The organism is Kitasatospora sp. NPDC101155, from assembly GCF_044768305.1.
Classification (GTDB): Bacteria; Actinomycetota; Actinomycetes; order Streptomycetales; family Streptomycetaceae; genus Kitasatospora.
In genome coordinates, this window is sequence record NZ_JBIWPN010000012.1 from 188,865 (window position 1) to 204,529 (window position 15,665).

Here is a 15,665-nt window from a genome sequence, read left to right on the forward strand (position 1 = left end):
AGGCCGGAGACAAGAGTCCCCGCCCCGCGCGTTCGACGGACTGCCGGACTGCCGGACTGCCGGACTAGCCGTCACCCGAGGCCGACGCCGACCCCGGACCCGATACCGAACCCGAGCCGGAATCCGACACCGCTCCCCCCGCCGCCAGCTGCGCCAACGGCACCGGGCAGGCCAGCGGCCGCCGATCGGCCCCGGACTCCGCGGCACCCGACAGACAGGCCACCGCCGGACCGCACATCCGCCCCTGGCACCAGCCCATCCCCGCCCGGGTGAGCAGCTTGACGGTCCGGGGATCGCCCGCGCCGAGCTCCTCCACCGCCTCCCGGATCCGCGCGACCGGCACTTCCTCGCACCGGCACACATCGGTCTCCGGCCGCAGCCACCCGGTCCAGCCGGCCCCCGGCCGGTGGGCGGCCGCCATCAGTTCGGCGAAGGCCCGCAGCCGTGCCCGCCGGCGCCGCAGCGCCGGCGCCGGAAGCGCCCCGGCGATCGCGTGCGCGGCCAGCTCCCCCTCGACCAGTGCGAGGTCCGCGCCGCCGACGCCGTTGGTCTCCCCCGCCGACCACAGCCCCGGCACCGAGGTGCGCAGCCCCGCGTCGACCCGCAGCGCGACCGCCCCGTCCGGCCCGGTCAGGGTGTCGGCGCCCAGCTCGGTGGCGAGGTCGATCTGCGGCAGCAGCCCGTGCCCGACGGCCAGCGCGTCGCAGTCGATCCGCCGCTCGGTGCCGGGGCGCGGCCGCCAGTCCGCGTCCAGCCGGGCCACCGTGACCCCGGTGACCCGGTCCGTCCCGTGCACTTCCACGACGGCGCTGCGCCGCCGCAGCCGGACCCGGTGCCGCAGCAGCGCACTGCCGTGCCCGGCGCCCTCGACCAGCTTGGCGGGGACGGCCGCCAGCACGTCGGGGCGCCGGGCGTACCCGAGGTAGTCGCCGGCCTCGACCACCGCCGGAACCTCCGCCCCGGCACTGACCAGCGAGGAGGCCGCCGCCAGCAGCAGCGGTCCGCTGCCGGCCACCACGATCCGCCGCCCGGGCAGCACCAGCCCGGCCTTGAGCATCGCCTGCGCGCCGCCCGCGGTGACCACCCCGGGCAGGGTCCAGCCGGGGAAGGGCAGCTGCCGCTCGTACGCCCCGGTGGCGAGCAGCACCGTCCGGGCCAGGACGGTGTCCCGGTCGGCGGCCCGCGGCCCCCGGGTGACGTGCACCGCGAAGCCGTCCCCGGTCCGCTCCAGCGCCCAGACCTGGTGGCCACCCCGGAACTCGGCCCGCTCGGCGGAGTCGAGCCGCGAGGCCAGCCCGGTGTAAGTCGACCAGCCGTGGTGCAGCCGGTCCGGACGGGCCGCGCCCAGTCCGGGCGCGGGGTGCCGGTAGTACTGCCCGCCGGTGCTCTGCCCGCCGTCCAGCAGGACGCAGCTCAGCCCGAGTTCGGCGGCGGTGACGGCGGCGGCCAGCCCGGCGGGCCCGGCCCCGACCACCGCGAGGTCGTAGCGGGAGTCACGGGGGTCAGACGGCGAGGTCGGCACGGCCGTGGCCCTCCTGGGTGGTGACGACGGTGCCCGGCTCGGCGGGCAGCAGACAGGTGCGCTGGTTGGGGCGGCCGTCCACGGTGGCCAGGCAGTCGAAGCAGGAGCCGATCCCGCAGAACGCCCCGCGCGGGCGCCCGCCGATCCGGGTGGTGCGCCAGGCGAGCACGCCGTCGGCCCAGAGCGCGGCGGCGATCGACTGCCCGGACAGGGCGGGGACGGGCCGCCCGTCGAACTCGATGTGGTGGGCGGGCCCGGGCCGGGCCTCGACCAGCCCGGCGGGGGTGCGGGGACGACGGGTCACGGCTTCTCCAAGGAGTCTGACGCGGCCGGGAACCGGTCCGCACGGAACGGCGCGAGGTCCAGCTCCGGCTGCTTCCCGGTCAGCTGCTCGCTGATCAGCAGCCCGGTGGCCGGCGCCAGCCCGATCCCGGCGCCCTCGTGGCCGCAGGCGTGGTGGAGCCCGGGCACCCGGGGGTCGGCCCCGACGGCGGGCAGGTGGTCCGGCAGGTACGGGCGGAAGCCCCGGTAGACGCGCATCACGGTGACGTCCGCGAGCACCGGGAACAGCGCCGCGGCCTGGCCGGCCAGCCGGCGCAGCACCTCCTGGGACAGGGTGCGGTCGAAGCCGACCCGCTCCCGGCTGGCCCCGATCAGCACCGGCCCGCCGGGGGTGCCCTCGACCACGGCGGAGGTCTGCAGCCCGGCCGAGCCGCTGGCGACGTCGGCCACGTAGTCGGCGGCGTAGACCTTGTGCCGGACGATCCTCGGCAGCGGCTCGGTGACCAGTACGAAGCCGCGCCGGGGCAGCACCGGCAGATGCACTCCGGCGAGGGCGGCCAGCTCGCCGCCCCAGGTGCCGGCCGCGTTGACCACGGCGGGCGCGGCCAGTCGGCGCCGGTCGGTCCGTACGCCGCGCACCGCGCCGTCCGGCCCCAGGTCCACGGCCGTCACGCTCTCCCCGGTGATCAGCTCGGCACCCATCCGGCGGGCCTCGCGCAGCAGGTGGGCGGCGGCCAGGGCGGGCTGGACCTGGGCGTCCTGGGGGTAGTGGAAGCCGCCGGCCAGCCCGGGGGCGAGGTGCGGCTCCAGCTCGCGCAGCCGCTCGGCCGGGACCTCCTCGGCGGCCACCCCGGCCGCGGCCTGCCCGGCGGCGAAGTCCCGCAGCGCCTGCTGCCCGGCCGCCGTCGAGGCGACCACCACGCCGCCCTTGGGCTCGTACTCCACGGCCGGACCGAGGTCCTCGGCGAGCTCGCGCCAGAGCCGGGTGCTGAGCAGGGCGAGGTCGAGCTCGGGCCCGGGTTCCTTGTCGGAGACCAGCAGGTTGCCCTCGCCCGCCCCGGTGGTGCCCCCGGCCACCGGCCCGCGGTCGACGACGGCGACGGCGAGCCCGGCACGGGCGGCGTAGTAGGCGCAGGCGGCGCCGACGACTCCGGCGCCGACCACGACGACATCCAGGGGAGGTCTCTGGGTCTTCAGCACGCCAGTAATATGTCACATGCCATCAACGCTGCCAAGACCGCCAGGAGCGGCAGGACGCGAAAAGCCCCGGCCCGCCGCGGGAGGCGGCGGGCCGGGGCTTCACGAGGACCTACCGGCTCAGGTGATGTCGTCCATCTGCTCGTGCCGCCCGGCCGACACCGGCGCGGCACTGGCTGTCGGCGCCGCCGAGGCGCGCACCGACTCCGCACCGTCGACCTCCTGCACCGTGAGGTCCAGGTGCGAGGCCTCCTCGTCGTCCAGGTCGGCGTCCGGGTTGTTGCGCCGCTTGCGCCGGTCGTTGAGCAGCGCGACGGCCACCGCGGCGAAGTACAGCGCCCAGATCGGCATGGCCAGCAGCAGCATGCTGATCGGGTCGGCGCCCGGGGTGGCGAACGCGGTGAACACGGTGATGCCCATGACCATCCCGCGCCACCAGCTGAGCAGCCGCTTGCCGGTCACGATACCGACCATGTTGAGCATCACCAGCAGCAGCGGGAACTCGAAGCCCAGACCGAAGACCAGCACCATCCGGGTGGCGACGTCGAAGTAGTCCTCGGGCGGCAGGATCGGCGTCGTCGTGTTCGGGGTGAACGAGATCAGCATCTCGACCATGGTCGGCATCACCCAGATGGCGCAGGCCACACCCGTCAGGAACAGCGGGGCGCCGCAGGCCATGAAGATGACCGCGTACTTCTTCTCGTGCCTGTGCAGACCGGGCGCCACGAAGGCCCACACCTGGTACAGCCAGACCGGGACGGCCGCCACCACGCCCGCGGTCAGCGAGACCTTCAGCATCCAGTTGAAACCGGCGGTGAGGCCGATGTTGGACACCTGGGCGCAACGACCGTGGTAGTCGCCCGAGTTCCGCCTGTCGCACTGCGGCAGCGGCTGGAGCAGGAAGTTCTCGATCTGCTTGTGGTAGATCGCCGCGATGATCGCGAACAGCACGATCGCCAGGACCGACTTGACCACGCGGTTGCGCAGTTCCCGCAGGTGGTCGGCGAGGGCCATCCGCCCCTCAGGATCCTTGGGCTCCTTCTTCGGCGCCTTGGAGAGCTTGCTCAACCCCGGTCCTCAACTCGTGCGTCGAGGCCCGCCGGTCGACGGGCCTCCATGGTCGTGTGCGTCGCCTGCGTCGCCTGCGTCGCGTACATCACGTCCGTCACGTACGCCGCGCTCAGTGCGGGCGGTCGTCGGGCGCGGACGGCCCGGCGCCCGACTCGGCCACCGGCCGGGCCGTGGCCGACGCGCCCGGAGCCGTCTGGATGGTCTTGACCGACGACCGCGCCGCGCCGTCGACCCGCGGCACGGCCGGCGCCGCGCTCCCGGCCGAGGCGCCGTCCGAGCGCATCGCCTTGGTCTCGCTCCTCAGGATCCGCAGCGACTGCCCCAGCGAACGCGCCAGATCGGGCAGTCGCTTGGATCCGAACAGCACGATGGCGAACACCGCGATCACCACGATCGCGGTCACCGACAAGCGCATGCGCCGACCACCTTCAGCCTCCACGGCCCGACAGGCCGCCCGCCGCGGATGGTAACCGCTGCGGATGACGCCCCGACGACGGCCGCCCGAACAGGACAGCGGCTCCCGGTTCGCAGTTCAGGAGCCACTTGAGAGCGTAACCCGCCCCTACCTCGGTACAGCAGCCCCCGTACCGCCGATGCCCCGGTGTGCCACCCGAAATTCCGCCTAACGGTTCGGAACCGCCGAGGCCAGCTCCCCCGCCGCCTCGGTCAGCGCCCGCGAGGCCGCGTCCACGCCCTTGGCCAGCGCCCGTACGTCCATCCAGAGCCGGATCGCGAGGACCCCGAGGACCAGCAGGCCCGCGGTTGCGAGCAGGACGGCGGCGACGAGCATCCAGGACATGCGCCCCACCCTATCGCCAGGTGCGCGCTACCCCTCGGCCGGGACGAGCCGCATGGTGCGGACCCCAGCCCCGGTGAGCGCCTCGACGATCTTCTCCCCGGCCGGCTTGCGCACCGCAGCCCCGCAGAGCGGACAACCGAAGCTGTAGTGCGCCTGCGCCGGGGTCCGACCGAGGGTCAGCCGGAACTCCTCGGCCGGGAGCTCCACCTTCTCCCGGCACTCCGAGCAGTACACCTTGAATCTGGTCCCGGGCTCCACCGGTCAGACCTGCCCCTCCCCGTAGGCGGCCAGCGCCTCCCGCGCGGCCGAGCGCGCCTGCTCGGCCAGCTCCGGCGGCGAGACGATCCGGCCGTCCCGGCCCAGCCGCAGCGCCAGCGGGCGCAGCTGGGAGGGGTCGGCGCTGCGCAGGGTGATCCGCAGCCCGCCGTCGGGCAGCTCCTCGGCGCGGTCGTGGGTGTAGTACTCGGCCACCCAGCGCCCGCCGGAGGAGACCTCCACCACCACCTCGGGGTCGTCCGCCGCCGGGTTGACCAGCCCGCCGCTCAGGTCGCGCGGCTCGCGCCGGGGCGGGTCGGCCGGGACGTCCAGGACGCGGATCTCGGCGACCCGGTCCAGCCGGAACATCCGGTGGTCCTCGGAGGTTCGGCACCAGGCCTCGAGGTAGGTGTGGCCCTCGGTGAGCAGCCGGATCGGGTCGACCTCGCGCTCGGTCATCCCGCCGCGCCCGTGCGAGTAGTAACGCAGCCAGAGCCGACGGCCCTCGCTGAGCGCGCGGTCGATGTCGGCGAAGACGTGACTCTCGGCCTCGAAGGTCACGCCGACCCGGGCACTGCCCTCGGCGCTCTCCCCGGCCGCGTTCTCGATCTTGGCGACGGCCCGGGTGAGCGCCTCCCGGTCCCCGGCCCGCAGGCCCGGCAGCCCGGCCACCGCGCGGGCGGCCACCAGCAGCGCGGTGGCCTCGTCGGCGGCCAGCCGCAGCGGCTGGGCCACGTCGTCGACGTTGTGCCACCAGATCCGCTCGCCGTCGGTGTCGATGTCGAGCAGGTCGCCGCCACGGAAACTGGTGCCGCACATCGGCAGCACGTTGAGGTCCCCGATCAGCTCGCGCTCGCTGATCCCGAAGGCCCGGGCCACCTCGGCGACCTCGGCCCCGGGCCGCTCGCGCAGGTAGGTGACCAGCGACAGCATCCGTCGCGTCTGGTCGATCGCATTACTCATGCCCGTACGTCCTCCGAGTCCAGCCCCGCGACCGCCCGCAGCCGGTCGATCACATCCGCCCGCAGCTCCTCCGGCCCGAGCACCAGCACGTCCGGCCCGAACTCCGCGAGGTCGGCGCCCAGCCCGTTGCCGTACGGGATCTCCAGCTCGTCCCAGCCCTCGTCCACCCGGCTGCTGTTCAGCGCCTTGGTGCGCAGCGGGAAGCCGGCCCCCCGGCGGACCCGGACGGTCGCGGTGGCGGTGGCGCCCTCCCCGGCGAACTTGGCCACCGTGGCCCGCACGTCCACGTGCTCGGGCACCGTCCCGAGGAAGGCCCCGTTCTTCGCCTTCACCTTGCCGGTGATCCGGCTGAGCCGGAACACCCGGGCGTCACCCCGGTCGCGGTCGTACCCGGCCAGGTACCAGTGCCCGCGCCAGCACTCCAGCGCCCACGGCTCGACGCTGCGCTGCTCGACGGCGGCGGCCCCGGCCTTGCGGTACTCGAAGGTCACCGGACGGCGGTCCCGGGCGGCGGTGAGCAGCGGCTCGAACGCGGCCTCCCGGGCGGGGATGCGCGGCTCCAGGGCGGTCCGGCCCTCGGCCTCGCTGAACGGCACCCCGGCCGCGCGCAGCTTCTGCAGCGCGCCGCTGGCCGCGCCGGACATCTTGGCCTGCTGCCAGACCCGGGCGGCCAGGGTCAGCGCGGCCGCCTCCTCTGCGTCCAGCGCGATCTCGGGCAGCCGGTTGCGGTCGGCGCGGGCGAGGTAGCCGAGCTCGCCGTCCAGGGCGCTCTCGTCGACGTCGATCACCAGGCCGAGCTCGCGCAGGTCGTCCTTGTCCCGCTCGAACATCCGGTTGAAGGCGTCCTCGCTGCTGTTCTGCCAGGCCTCACGGTACGCCTCGACGGATTCCCGCAGCTCCTTCTTGGAGAGCGGACGTCTGGTGTTCATCAGGCACAGGGCGAGATTCATCAGCCGCTCTGCCTTGGCGATCGCCATCGCTGACCCTTCCGGTGTGCCGCGCCGCGCGCGGGGTGCGCCAACCGGGCGATCCTCACCCGGCGGGACCGACCGTACCGGTAGCGGTACGCACTGCAAAAGCCGCGTCCCACGCCTGATCCCCACGACGTGCCGTTCGGGCCCGAACACGGCCTCGGGCCGGGCCCCCGGAGAGGTCCGGCCCGAGGTCAGGGCAGGCTCAGACGGCCAGCAGGTCGACCACGAAGATCAGGGTCGAACCGGCCGGGATGGCCGGGGTCGGCGACTGGTTGCCGTACGCCAGGTGCGAGGGGATGGTCAGCTCGCGGCGACCACCGACCTTCATGCCGACGACGCCCTGGTCCCAGCCCTTGATGACGCGGCCGCCGCCCAGCGGGAAGCGGAACTCGTTGGGGCTCCGGTTCCAGCTCGCGTCGAACTCCTCGCCGGTCTCGAAGGTCACGCCGACGTAGCGGACGCTGACGTTCTGACCCTTCTTGGCCTCCGCGCCGTCGCCCACGACGATGTCACGGATCTGCAGCTCCGCCGGGGCGTCGCCGATCGGGAAGTCGATCTCAGGCTTCTCGTTGAGGTTGACGCTCACAGTCCCTCTTCTCACGTTCGCGTTGCTTACACGACCAAGCGGCGGGCACCCGCACCCGGTCCGTTCCTGGACCACGGTACGGGCGCCCGCCGCCCGTAGGGCTCCGGCCACGCGGCCGGACCCGAAGGTCACACGCCCTCTATTGTCACCCGAAAGTGGATCAGCCCTGACCCGCGTCCAGAATGTCCACCACGAAGACCAGGGTCGCACCGGGCGGGATGTCGCCCTGGCCCTTGTCCCCGTAGCCCAGCGAGGCCGGGATCACCAGCTCGACCCGGCTGCCGACGGTCTGACCCACCAGCCCCTGGTCCCAGCCCTGGATGACCTGGCCGCCGCCGACCGGGAAGGAGAATGCCTGGCCCTTGCTGAGCGAGGAGTCGAAGATCTTGCCGTCCTTGGCCAGCGCGCCGGTGTACTGGACGACGACCTTCTCGCCCTTCTCCACCGTCGGCCCGGTGCCCTTGATCAGGACGTGGGTCTTCAGCTCGGTCGGGTCCTTGGCGCCCGCCACCGGGGTGATGTCGGCCGGCTTCTTGCCGTTGTCCTTGACCTGCGGGAAGTCCGCCGGCGGCGGGGTGACGGTACCGCTCACCACGGCGTCGGGCGCGTTGCTGTTGCGGATGTCGATCACGAAGATCAGGTCGTCCTTGGCACCGATCGACATGTCCGGCTTGCCCTGCGAGCCGAAGGCGGCGGCCGGCGGGGCCACCACCAGCAGCCGGCTGCCGGCCTTCTTCCCGACCACGGCCTGGTCCAGCGCCGGGATCAGCGCGTCGGTGCCGGCCTGGAAGATCTGCGGCTTGCCCTTGTTGTCGTACGAGCTCGGGATGTCCTTGCCGGTGTTCCAGTCCTTGGCGGTGTAGTCCACCGAGGTCCAGGAGTTCTTGTCCACCTTGGGGCCGTTGCCCTCGGACAGCACCTTCACCACGAAGGAGCCGTCGGACTTGTCGCCCGGCACCTGGATGTCGGCCTTCTTGCCGAAGTCACCGGTGACCGTCGGCAGCACCTTGGCGCTGTCCTTGATCGGCGGCACCGGCTCGGCGCTCGGCGTGGGCGGCGCGGTTGCCACATCCGGCTTGGCGGCCGAGGCGCTGTCCTTGGAGGAGTCGTCCTTGTTCACCAGGTAGAGCGTGATGCCGCTGCCGACCAGCAGCACGGCCAGCACCGTGCCGAGGATCACGCCCAGCTTGCCCACGCTCGGCGGGTTCTCGTCGTACCCGGCCTCCGAGCTGTCGGCCTTGCGCACGTTGCTGGCGAAGATCTGCGGGGCGTCGTCCGTCGTGGTGCCACCCGTGGCGCGCGACTGCTCGCCGGGCTGCGCCCAGCCGGCCTGCTGCGCCAGGATCGCCGGGGGAACGACGATCGACTCGCGATCCCCGGCAACCGGGCCGCCGGGACGAGAGGCGGCCGGGTCACCCGCAGAGCTGTCGTTCGCCGCGGTGCCGGCCCCGCCCGGGCTCGGCGTCTTCTCAGTCATGACTCCCCATCCATCTCGCCACGAGGTCTTCCAGGTCTACGCCCGGCGTGCTGACCGCCGGCCTGCCGCCGCACCGCCCGCCCCGGACCTCGGCGCCGGGCGGCGCCTGCCACAGTGCGAGGGCAGTATGACAGCTCAGGATGAGGGCGGACGCTTCGTTGTACGAGCGTCCGCCCAAGCGTACGGAATCCTGCGGGTGACTTCCTAGAGCGCCCGCTAGACGGCTTCCAGGATGTCGATCACGAAGACCAGCGTGGAGTTCGCCGGCACCGCACCCTGCGCCTGGTCCTTGTACCCGAGCGCCGGCGGCACCACCAGCTGGATCCGGCTGCCCACGTTCTGCCCGACCAGGCCCTTGTCCCAGCCCTCGATCACGCTGCCGGTGCCGATCTGCACCGCCTGCGCGCCACCGTGCGTCCAGGAGGCGTCGAACTGCTGCCCGTTGCTCCACAGCACCCCGGTGTACTGCACCACCAGGGTCTGCCCGGGCTTGACCGGCTTGCCCTCGCCCTTGATCAGCACCGACTGCTGCAGGTCGGTGGGTGCGGCCTGCCCGGCCGGGATGGTGATCGTCACCGGCGCCTTGCCGTTGTCCTTGACCTGCGGCAGCGTCGCGGCGGGCTGGGTCATGGTCCCGGTCAGGGTGGCGTCCTGCGGCAGGCTCTCGACGATGTCCAGCACGAACACCACGGTGTCCCCCGAGCCCACGCCCAGCTGGCCGGAGCCCTTGTCCGCGAAGGCCGCCGCCGGCGGGGCCACCACCAGCAGCCGGGTGCCCACCTTCTTGCCGATCACGCTCTGGTCCAACGCCGGCACCAACTGCCCGCTGCCGGCCTGGTAGAGCTGCGGCTTGCCGTTGTCGTCGTACGAGCTGGGCAGGTCCTTGCCGGTGGTCCAGTCCTTCGCCGAGTAGTTGACGGTCACCCAGTCGCCCTTGTTGACCGTCGACCGATCGCCCTCGACCACCGTGTTCACCACGAACTGACCGCTCGGCTGCTGGCCCTCGGGGATGGCGATGGTGGCCTTGCTGCCGAAACCGCCACCCGAAAGAGTGGGCATCGGCGAGGCCTCGGAGACCGGCGTGGGCACCGTCGGCGCGGCCGTCGCGGTGGACGGCGTCGCCGGGCCGGCCGCCTTGGTCGAGCTGCTGCAGGCGACCGCGAGCAGCAGCGGCAGGGTGAGAAGCAAACCGGCGGTGCGGCGCACGGTGGTCCTAACTGTCGGTCGAAGTCGGCTCTCGTGACTCGACGGACAGCGTATGCCCGGCACGCGTCCGGCCCCGGTAGACACCACCGGGGCCGGACACGCCATCGTGATCATGGCGCCTCGATCACGTTCGGGGCCTACATCCCCGCGATCAGCTTCTCCACCCTCTCGTCCACCGAACGGAACGGGTCCTTGCACAGCACCGTGCGCTGCGCCTGGTCGTTCAGCTTCAGGTGCACCCAGTCCACCGTGAAGTCCCGCCGCTGCTCCTGCGCCCGCCGGATGAAGTCCCCGCGCAGCCGGGCCCGGGTGGTCTGCGGCGGAATCGACTTGGCCTCGAAGGTCTTGAGGTCGGTGGTCACCCGCTGCGCCTGGCCCTTGCCCTGGAGCAGGTAGAACAGGCCGCGGCGGCGGTGGATGTCGTGGTACGCGAGGTCGATCTGGGCCACCCGCGGGTTGGACATGCTCATCTGGTGCTTCTCGCGGTAGCGCTCGATGAGCTTGTACTTCATGATCCAGTCGATCTCGGTGGCCACCCCGTCGAGCCGCTCGGTGCGCACGGCCTCCAGGGTGCGGCCCCACAGGTCGAGCACCCGGGCGATGGTGCCGGTGTTGATCCCCTTGCGGTCGGCGAACTCCAGGGCCTTGGAGTAGTACTCCTCCTGGATGTCCAGCGCGCTCGCCTCGCGACCGTTGGCCAGGCGCACCTGGTGGGTGCCGGTGAGGTCGTGGCTGACCTCGCGGATCGCCCGGATCGGGTTCTCCAGGGTGAGGTCGCGCATCACCACGCCGGCCTCGATCAACCGCAGCACCAGGTCGGTGGCGCCGACCTTGAGCAGCGTGGTGGTCTCGGACATGTTGGAGTCGCCGACGATCACGTGCAGCCGACGGTAGCGCTCGGCGTCCGCGTGCGGCTCGTCCCGGGTGTTGATGATCGGACGGGAGCGGGTGGTCGCCGAGCTGACGCCCTCCCAGATGTGCTCGGCCCGCTGGCTGACGCAGTACACCGCGCCGCGCGGGGTCTGCAGCACCTTGCCCGCGCCGCAGATCAACTGGCGGGTCACCAGGAACGGGATCAGCACGTCGGCCAGCCGGGAGAACTCGCCGTGCCGGGCCACCAGGTAGTTCTCGTGGCAGCCGTAGGAGTTGCCGGCCGAGTCGGTGTTGTTCTTGAAGAGGTAGACGTCCCCCGCGATGCCCTCCTCGTGCAGCCGCCGCTCGGCGTCCACCAGGAGTCCTTCGAGGATGCGCTCGCCCGCCTTGTCGTGCGTCACCAGCTCGACCACGTCGTCGCACTCGGGGGTGGCGTACTCGGGGTGGGAGCCGACGTCGAGGTAGAGCCGGGCACCGTTGCGCAGGAAGACGTTGCTGCTGCGGCCCCAGGAGACGACCCGGCGGAACAGGTACCGCGCCACCTCGTCCGGCGACAGCCGTCGCTGCCCGCGGAACGTGCAGGTCACACCGTACTCGTTCTCCAGCCCGAAAATCCGGCGGTCCATGAGCACTCCATTCTGGTCGGAGCTGTCCGAAACCGCCTCCACGACGACGTGCGTCGCAGGGGCACCGGAGTCCCGTGCGGCGATCGCCTCGCCGCCCGGGACTCCGCAGGCACTACTCGTCCGACGGCGGGGTGGCCGCCGGGTTCTCCTCGTCGTCCACCTCGGCGGACTGGTCCCCGTCGAGCAGCCGGCCGAGCTGGTTGCCCAGGATCCGCTTGAACTTGCGCTGCTGGAACCGCTGGCGGTCGAGGACCGCGACCTCCAGCTGCTCCGGGGTGAGGGTGCGCGGGCTGCCGCCGTTGGGGTCGCGGGCGAGCGAGTCCACGGCCACCTTCACCGCCTCGGTCAGGCTCAGGCCGACGCGGTGGCGCTGGCCCAGGTAGTTGCCGATCGAGTCGGCGTTGCCGCCGACCACGACGTAGTTCTTCTCGTCGACGACCGAGCCGTCCGGGGTGAGCCGGTAGATCTGGTCGTTGTCGGCGGTGCGGCCGACCTCGGCCACGATCAGCTCGACCTCGTACGGCTTCTCGCCGACCGAGGAGAAGATGGTGCCCAGGGTCTGGGCGTACACGTTGGCGAGGCCCCGGGCGGTGACGTCGGCCCGGTCGTAGGAATAGCCGCGCAGGTCGGCGTAGCGGACGCCGCCGATGCGCAGGTTCTCGAACTCGTTGTAGCGACCGACCGCCGCGAAGGCGATCTTGTCGTAGATCTCGGAGACCTTGTGGAGGGCTCTGGAGGTGTTCTCCGCGACGAAGACGATGCCGTCGGCGTAGGTGAGCACGACCACGCTGCGGCCGCGCGCGATGCCCTTGCGGGCGTACTCCGCGCGGTCCGCCATGGCCTGCTGGGGCGAGACGTAGAACGGTGTCGACACCGGCGGTCGTCCCTTTCCTGTGAGGTGATGGCTAGATCAGCGGGGCCTGCGGGCCGTTGGGGCGGGTCAGGCGCTCGTCGGTGATGGCGACGGTGGTCTGCGCGACCTCCGCCTCGGTGAGGCGGCGGAAGCCGTCCTCGGTGATGAGCGAGACGATCGGGAAGATCTTCCGCGCCAGGTCCGGGCCACCGGTGGCGGAGTCGTCGTCCGCCGCGTCGTAGAGCGCCTGGACGACCAGGGTGACGGCCTGGTCGGCCGTCAGGTCGTCGCGGTAGAGCTTCTTCATCGAGCCGCGGGCGAAGACCGAGCCCGAACCGGTGGCGGCGAAGCCGCGTTCCTCGGAACGCCCGCCGGTGACGTCGTAGTTGAAGATCCGGCCACGGCCGCGGTCCAGGTCGTAGCCCGCGAACAGCGGCACGACCGCGAGGCCCTGCATCGCCATGCCCAGGTTGCCCCGGATCATGGTGGTGAGCCGGTTGGCCTTGCCCTCCAGGGAGAGCGTGGTGCCCTCGATCTTCTCGTAGTGCTCCAGCTCCAGCTGGAACAGCCGGACCATCTCGACCGCGAGGCCGGCGGTGCCGGCGATGCCGACCGCGCTGTACTCGTCGGCCGGGAACACCTTCTCGATGTCGCGCTGGGCGATGACGTTGCCCATGGTCGCCCGGCGGTCACCGGCGATCACCACACCGCCGTCGAAGACCGCGGCCACGATCGTGGTCCCGTGCGGCGCCTCAACCACGGCGCCCTCGGGGAGCCCGGCCCGGCCGGGGAGCAGCTCCGGCTTGTGCTCGGCGAGGAAGTCGAGGAACGAGGACGACCCCGGGGTCAGGAAGGCAGCCGGTAGACGCCCGGTGCCACGAGTGTTGGCTTCCACACGATTCCTTCCAGGTAGCTTGAAGCGCGCAATGCCCGCACCCTACCCGCCGACGATCACTGTCCACGCCTGGAGGGGCCGGTGCCGGGCGGCCGGGCGGCCGACGCCGCCCGACCGCCCAGGACTGTCGCGACCGTGAATTCCCGAATACCGGGGACGGGCTATTGCCCACCCTTTTGGACAAAGCCCCTCACGAAATCTTCCGCGTTCGACTCCAGGACCTCGTCGATTTCGTCCAGCACCGCGTCGACGTCGTCGCTCAGCTTTTCCTGGCGCTCCTTGAGGTCGTCGGAATTCTGGGTTTCCGCGGCCTGCTCCTCTACCTCCTCGGAGGAGCGGTTTGCCCGCTGCTGGCCGCCGCCGGTGTCCTTGCTCGCCATTTCCCTCACCCCGCTCGAATCGTCTGGCACGGTTTGGCTGGTCGGTCGTTGCCGGTTGGCACCGACCCTATACACAAGGTGCGACTGCCGCTCCCGGTTTGCCGGTGGCGCTTCCTGTCCAACACCCGCTGCCACCCCGGATGATTCCCATTCGGCGGACGTTCACCCATGGTGATCGAAAAGTTACCCGCCGGCCAGGACGCGGAGCAGGTCCTCCGCCGTGCGGCAGCGGTCCAGCAGCTCCTTGACGTGGTTCCGGGTGCCGCGCAGCGGCTCCAGCGTGGGCACCCGCTGCAACGAGTCCCGGCCCGGCAGGTCGAAGATCACCGAGTCCCAGGAGGCCGCCGCGACGTGGTCCGCGTACTGCTCCAGGCAGCGCCCGCGGAAGTACGCCCTGGTGTCCTCCGGGGGCTTGGAGACGGCCCGCTCGACCTCCTCCTCGGACACCAGCCGCTCGAACCGGCCACGGGCCACCAGGCGGTTGTAGAGGCCCTTCTCGGGCCGTACGTCGCTGTACTGGAGGTCGACCAGGTGCAGCCGCGGGTTGTCCCACTCCAGGGCGTCCCGGCTGCGGTAGCCCTCCAGGATCTCCCGCTTGGCGATCCAGTCCAGTTGCCGGGAGAGCGACATCGGGTCGCGCTCCAGCCGCCCGAGGACGTCCTCCCAGCGCGTCAGCACGTCCACGGTCTGCTCGTCGGCGTCGGTGCCGAAGCGGTCCTCGACGTACTTGCGGGCCAGTTCGAAGTACTCGAGCTGGAGCTGGACGGCGGTGAGCTTGCGCCCGTTGCGCAGGGTGATCAGGTGCTTGAGCGTCGGGTCGTGGGAGACCCGGTGCAGGGTGCGCACCGGTTGGTCGACGGCGAGGTCGGAGGCGATGAAGGAGTCCTCGATCATCGACAGGACCAGCGAGGTGGTGCCCAGCTTGAGGTAGGTGGAGATCTCGGAGAGGTTGGCGTCCCCGATGATCACGTGCAGCCGGCGGTACTTCTCGGCGTCGGCGTGCGGCTCGTCCCGGGTGTTGATGATCGGCCGCTTGAGGGTGGTCTCCAGGCCGACCTCGACCTCGAAGTAGTCCGCCCGCTGGCTGATCTGGAAGCCGTTCGAAGAACCGTCCTGGCCGATGCCGACCCGGCCGGCGCCGGCGACCACCTGGCGGGAGACGAAGAACGGGGTGAGGTGGCGGACGATGTCGGCGAACGGCGTCGCCCGCTTCATCAGGTAGTTCTCGTGGGTGCCGTAGGAGGCGCCCTTGTTGTCGGTGTTGTTCTTGTACAGGTGGATGGTCTGCCCATTGGGCAGCTCCAGCGCGCGCTGCGCGGCGGCCGCCATGATCCGCTCGCCGGCTTTGTCCCACAGCACAGCGTCGCGCGGGTTGGTCACCTCGGGCGAGCTGTACTCGGGGTGCGCGTGGTCCACGTAGAACCGGGCCCCGTTGGTGAGGATCACGTTGGCGAGGCCGATGTCCTCGTCGGTCAGCTGGCTGGCGTCCGCCACCTCGCGCGCGAGGTCGAAGCCCCGCGCGTCGCGCAGCGGGTTCTCCTCCTCGAAGTCCCAGCGGGCCCGCCGTGCCCGGTGCATCGCCGCCGCGTAGGCGTTGACGATCTGGGACGAGGTGAGCATGGCGTTGGCGTTGGGGTGCCCGGGCACGGAGATCCCGTACTCGGTCTCGATGCCCATCACGCGCCGTACGGTCATGCGGCCCTCCT

General features: G+C 71.9%; 17 protein-coding genes. All 17 read right to left on the reverse strand.

The window, feature by feature from the left end; all coding sequences use genetic code 11:
• Window positions 1–64: 64 nt before the first annotated feature.
• Window positions 65–1,522: an NAD(P)/FAD-dependent oxidoreductase gene (locus tag ACIRYZ_RS20390; protein WP_402945995.1), complete on the reverse strand. Its 1,458-nt coding sequence runs from the start codon at window positions 1,520–1,522 to the stop codon at window positions 65–67.
• On the reverse strand, window positions 1,503–1,826 hold the full coding sequence (locus tag ACIRYZ_RS20395; protein WP_402945997.1) for a (2Fe-2S)-binding protein: 324 nt from the start codon (window positions 1,824–1,826) through the stop codon (window positions 1,503–1,505). Before ACIRYZ_RS20395 ends, ACIRYZ_RS20390 begins: the two co-directional genes overlap by 20 nt.
• On the reverse strand, window positions 1,823–3,004 hold the full coding sequence (locus tag ACIRYZ_RS20400) for an NAD(P)/FAD-dependent oxidoreductase (protein ID WP_402945999.1): 1,182 nt from the start codon (window positions 3,002–3,004) through the stop codon (window positions 1,823–1,825). The genes ACIRYZ_RS20395 and ACIRYZ_RS20400 overlap by 4 nt, the downstream gene beginning before the upstream one ends.
• Window positions 3,005–3,121: 117 nt before the next feature.
• Window positions 3,122–4,069 carry a twin-arginine translocase subunit TatC gene (gene tatC / locus ACIRYZ_RS20405; protein WP_402946001.1) on the reverse strand — a complete coding sequence of 316 codons (948 nt, stop codon included), beginning with the start codon at window positions 4,067–4,069 and terminating at the stop codon, window positions 3,122–3,124.
• Between the two features lie 112 nt (window positions 4,070–4,181).
• Window positions 4,182–4,487: a Sec-independent protein translocase subunit TatA gene (tatA, locus tag ACIRYZ_RS20410; RefSeq protein ID WP_402946003.1), complete on the reverse strand. Its 306-nt coding sequence runs from the start codon at window positions 4,485–4,487 to the stop codon at window positions 4,182–4,184.
• 207 nt (window positions 4,488–4,694) lie between these two features.
• Entirely contained in the window at window positions 4,695–4,871 is a 177-nt protein-coding gene (locus tag ACIRYZ_RS20415) for a hypothetical protein (RefSeq protein WP_387622859.1), read from the reverse strand.
• 27 nt (window positions 4,872–4,898) lie between these two features.
• Window positions 4,899–5,129, reverse strand: a complete 231-nt coding sequence (locus ACIRYZ_RS20420; RefSeq protein ID WP_355669931.1) for a hypothetical protein — start codon at window positions 5,127–5,129, stop codon at window positions 4,899–4,901.
• A 3-nt stretch (window positions 5,130–5,132) separates the two neighbouring features.
• Window positions 5,133–6,089, reverse strand: a complete 957-nt coding sequence (locus ACIRYZ_RS20425) for a WYL domain-containing protein (RefSeq protein ID WP_316520336.1) — start codon at window positions 6,087–6,089, stop codon at window positions 5,133–5,135.
• Window positions 6,086–7,066 carry a helix-turn-helix transcriptional regulator gene (locus ACIRYZ_RS20430; RefSeq protein WP_402946006.1) on the reverse strand — a complete coding sequence of 327 codons (981 nt, stop codon included), beginning with the start codon at window positions 7,064–7,066 and terminating at the stop codon, window positions 6,086–6,088. The genes ACIRYZ_RS20425 and ACIRYZ_RS20430 overlap by 4 nt, the downstream gene beginning before the upstream one ends.
• 199 nt (window positions 7,067–7,265) lie before the next feature.
• Window positions 7,266–7,649 carry an FKBP-type peptidyl-prolyl cis-trans isomerase gene (locus ACIRYZ_RS20435; protein ID WP_402946008.1) on the reverse strand — a complete coding sequence of 128 codons (384 nt, stop codon included), beginning with the start codon at window positions 7,647–7,649 and terminating at the stop codon, window positions 7,266–7,268.
• Window positions 7,650–7,809: 160 nt separating this feature from the next.
• Complete coding sequence (locus ACIRYZ_RS20440; protein ID WP_402946010.1) at window positions 7,810–9,126, reverse strand: FKBP-type peptidyl-prolyl cis-trans isomerase; 1,317 nt, start codon at window positions 9,124–9,126, stop codon at window positions 7,810–7,812.
• 216 nt (window positions 9,127–9,342) lie between these two features.
• Complete coding sequence (locus ACIRYZ_RS20445) at window positions 9,343–10,332, reverse strand: FKBP-type peptidyl-prolyl cis-trans isomerase (RefSeq protein ID WP_393030784.1); 990 nt, start codon at window positions 10,330–10,332, stop codon at window positions 9,343–9,345.
• 137 nt (window positions 10,333–10,469) lie between these two features.
• Window positions 10,470–11,831 (reverse strand): Pup--protein ligase, encoded by a 1,362-nt coding sequence (gene pafA, locus ACIRYZ_RS20450; protein WP_380610481.1) that lies wholly within the window; start codon window positions 11,829–11,831, stop codon window positions 10,470–10,472.
• Between the two features lie 112 nt (window positions 11,832–11,943).
• Entirely contained in the window at window positions 11,944–12,705 is a 762-nt protein-coding gene (gene prcA / locus ACIRYZ_RS20455) for a proteasome subunit alpha (RefSeq protein ID WP_402946013.1), read from the reverse strand.
• 31 nt (window positions 12,706–12,736) lie between these two features.
• Window positions 12,737–13,579, reverse strand: coding sequence for a proteasome subunit beta (gene prcB / locus ACIRYZ_RS20460; RefSeq protein WP_402946015.1), 843 nt, complete (start codon window positions 13,577–13,579; stop codon window positions 12,737–12,739).
• Window positions 13,580–13,740: 161 nt separating this feature from the next.
• Window positions 13,741–13,959 carry a ubiquitin-like protein Pup gene (locus ACIRYZ_RS20465; protein ID WP_031069167.1) on the reverse strand — a complete coding sequence of 73 codons (219 nt, stop codon included), beginning with the start codon at window positions 13,957–13,959 and terminating at the stop codon, window positions 13,741–13,743.
• A 183-nt stretch (window positions 13,960–14,142) separates the two neighbouring features.
• Window positions 14,143–15,654, reverse strand: a complete 1,512-nt coding sequence (dop, locus tag ACIRYZ_RS20470; protein ID WP_393030774.1) for a depupylase/deamidase Dop — start codon at window positions 15,652–15,654, stop codon at window positions 14,143–14,145.
• Window positions 15,655–15,665 lie beyond the last annotated feature (11 nt).

What these genes read in the sequence shown, in the direction of transcription:
- tatA (WP_402946003.1), bottom strand. Translation starts at nt 4,487, where the DNA reads ATGCGCTTGTCGGTGACCGCGATCGTGGTGATCGCGGTGTTCGCCATC.
- ACIRYZ_RS20415 (WP_387622859.1), bottom strand. Translation starts at nt 4,871, where the DNA reads ATGTCCTGGATGCTCGTCGCCGCCGTCCTGCTCGCAACCGCGGGCCTG.
- ACIRYZ_RS20425 (WP_316520336.1), bottom strand. Translation starts at nt 6,089, where the DNA reads ATGAGTAATGCGATCGACCAGACGCGACGGATGCTGTCGCTGGTCACC.
- ACIRYZ_RS20430 (WP_402946006.1), bottom strand. Translation starts at nt 7,066, where the DNA reads ATGGCGATCGCCAAGGCAGAGCGGCTGATGAATCTCGCCCTGTGCCTG.
- ACIRYZ_RS20440 (WP_402946010.1), bottom strand. Translation starts at nt 9,126, where the DNA reads ATGACTGAGAAGACGCCGAGCCCGGGCGGGGCCGGCACCGCGGCGAAC.
- pafA (WP_380610481.1), bottom strand. Translation starts at nt 11,831, where the DNA reads ATGGACCGCCGGATTTTCGGGCTGGAGAACGAGTACGGTGTGACCTGC.
- ACIRYZ_RS20465 (WP_031069167.1), bottom strand. Translation starts at nt 13,959, where the DNA reads ATGGCGAGCAAGGACACCGGCGGCGGCCAGCAGCGGGCAAACCGCTCC.
- dop (WP_393030774.1), bottom strand. Translation starts at nt 15,654, where the DNA reads ATGACCGTACGGCGCGTGATGGGCATCGAGACCGAGTACGGGATCTCC.